Source organism: Archangium sp. (genome assembly GCF_036389735.1).
Lineage (GTDB): Bacteria > Myxococcota > Myxococcia > Myxococcales > Myxococcaceae > Archangium.
Genome location: NZ_DASVWK010000351.1, coordinates 1 through 2543, shown reverse-complemented (window position 1 = coordinate 2543; position 2543 = coordinate 1). Strand labels below are relative to the sequence as shown.

Here is a 2543-nt window from a genome sequence, read left to right as displayed (position 1 = left end):
CCGTCCAGCTCGACGACGAGCGGGGGGCGGTCCTGCGTCTCGGGAAGGGTGGGGGAGGTGGATTCCATCGTGGGCGCGCCGAAGGGTAGCGCAGCGGGGACCCACCGCATCCTTTATATGCGGGTCCGGGTTGGACGACCGGATAGCAGGGCAGGGGGCGGGCCCTGGCTGGAGCAGGTCCGGGAGTCCATGGAGGAGGCTGAGTTCGCGAGCGCTACCCGGAAGCCACTGGCCCGCTTCCGCGCCTGGGAGGCCCATCGCACTGCACGGGGCAGGCTCCACGCGCGGCGCCTCGGGCCTGCTCGTGAAGTTGTTGGACCTCTTCCACGGCCCCCTGCGGGCTGTACGGCACGGGCAGGCTGTCGAGATAGGCGAGCAACTCCTCGCGCATCTCCGCGCCCCGCTGGTAGCGCTTCTCGGGGTTTCGCTCGAGGGCGCGCTTGAGGAGGGAGACCACTGGCTCCGGCTGTCCCAGCGCCGCCAGTTCCACCTGCTCTGGACTGAAATCCTCGAGCCTCTGCGCCAGGACGTCGAGGGGCAGCCAGGAGGGCTGCTCGGCCCGGAGGCGCGGGTCGCCAGCCAGCGGGGTGGAAGGTGTCGAGACGAGCTCATACGGGTCGTCCAGAGGATGGCTCCCCGCCAGCAATTCCAACAGCAGCAGCCCCAGCGAGAAGAAGTCGAGCCGGCGGTCTCTCTGGCCATGGCCCACGTACTCGGGGGAGGCGTATGCCAGGTCTCCCCGGAGGGTGTTGGTGGTCGTCATCCGCCGCTCCGGGTCCAGGGAGAACATGCCGTCGAAGCCCGTCAGCTTCACCTCGCCCCTCGTGCCCAGCCGGATGTTGGCGAGGTTGATGCCCCGGTGGACGATGCCGAGCGGCTTTCCCCTGTCATCCCGGAGGCCATGGGCGTAGTCCAATGCGTTCGCCACGGCCGCCCCGATGAAACAGGCGAAGGCGGGCTGGAGCGCGCGTTTCAGCATGGCGCAATAGTCGACCACCGTCTCCAGGTCGAAGCCGGCCACGTACTCCGACACGATGTAGAGGACCGCCGGCTCGGCGTGGACCTGCCAGACCTTGCCGATGTGCGGGTGCTCCAGGCGTTGGGCGAGTCTGGCACCATCCCACGCGCGCTGACGGGCCGGTGTGTCCTCGGCTCCCTCCAGACACCGGATGAGTGTTTCTCGGGGCGCCTGCTGGCCGGAAGGACTCCGCGCCAGCAGGAGCGTCTCGCCTGGAGTGGCTTCCCCTGGCAGCGGGCGCTGGAGCACACGCCGCACCGTGTAGGAGACGTCCTCCACCCGGAGGGTTGCTCCGGCCTTGAGGGTGGACGGCGAGGCCTGGGGTGGCTTGCGCCTCACGAGGGTGCTCCAAGCCCATGGACAGGGGGGCGTGAAGACAGACTCAATGGGCTCGACATGGCGTTCCTCCAGCATCACCGGGAAAAGTCAGGCACGTATGGCATTGGCCCGGGGGCGGCTGCGAACGAAACCCTACGCACCCGGGCGGGCCAGGGGAACGACTCCACGGGTCGCGCGGATTTCCCTCCGGGCCCTTTTTCCGTCAAGCGGCTTTACATCCGCTCGCTCACGGGGCGGGGGCCGGGCGCATTCCGGTTCTACTCGAGTAGAAGTGAAATGCACCGGCGTGTCCCGCCGCGCGGGAGCGGGGTGGCCTTCAGGGGATTGTCACTCCTCGGACGGTGACTGTCCGGGGGCCGCGCGCGTCCCTCGGGCGGCGCGGTGTCCCTGGTAGCGTGCCCTGGGAAGCGAGGCGAGCACGATGAACCCAGGGTTTTCAACGAGAGCGCTGGCGCTCCTGGTGGCGCTGGCGACGGCCAGTGTTGGATGCGCCCACACGCAACCGCCAGAGCGGAAGGTCTACGTCATTTCCGAGGACGCGAACGGGGTGGGCTCCAACGTCGAGCGCGGAACGGGTGGCTCTGGCGCTGAAGCCTATTGCAATGAAATGGAGAAGCAGTGTTTCACGAAGTGCTGGAGACGGAAGCCCAAGATTGACACCATTCCAAAGGGCAAGGGCAGGCACCATGAATACTGCACTACGCTTTGCCAGGAAGAATTCAACAAGTGCGTCAAGGAACTGGAGGAACGCGAACGGCAGGAGTCACAGAAGAAGGAGATTCATTTCCCCACCATGGATGCCGCACTCGATTGGCTCAGGGCGCACAAGACCGAGGTGGCGGTTGGAACCGTTGTCGTCGTGGCGGGCGTGATTGCCGCCCCTTACGTCGTTGCCATCGCTGCGGGTGGCGCGCTGATTCTGGCCCCGCTGTGAGTCGATACGGACTGGTGACAAAATGGCTTACATGCTTGATTATGACTTGGAAGACATGCTTGGCGTTCTGAGTTCTGTGGTCAAGGAGTATGCGGAGGGTTCGAAGGAGAGGGATGCAACCGAACTCGCACAAATTGCGTTGTACTACATCTACAGCAGCAGAAAGCAGGATGACTTCAATGAATTCTACAAGCGTTGTTTCGATCCCTCATTACCCAAGATCGAGATTGCTCATGAGTTCGCGACACGCGA

At 65.2% G+C, this 2543-nt stretch carries 2 protein-coding genes and 1 pseudogene; 2 read left to right on the top strand and 1 reads right to left on the bottom strand.

The genetic code is table 11. From position 1 onward, the window contains the following. Positions 1-214: 214 nt before the first annotated feature. Positions 215-1357, bottom strand: a complete 1143-nt coding sequence (locus tag VF794_RS12340) for a serine/threonine protein kinase (RefSeq protein ID WP_331109963.1) — start codon at positions 1355-1357, stop codon at positions 215-217. 460 nt (positions 1358-1817) lie between these two features. Here VF794_RS12340 and VF794_RS12335 point away from each other — a divergent pair, with 460 nt between their 5' ends. After that, positions 1818-2291 (top strand): hypothetical protein, encoded by a 474-nt coding sequence (locus VF794_RS12335; RefSeq protein WP_331109961.1) that lies wholly within the window; start codon positions 1818-1820, stop codon positions 2289-2291. A 22-nt stretch (positions 2292-2313) separates the two neighbouring features. Next, positions 2314-2543 (top strand): annotated as a pseudogene (locus VF794_RS12330) (hypothetical protein); the annotation flags it as partial.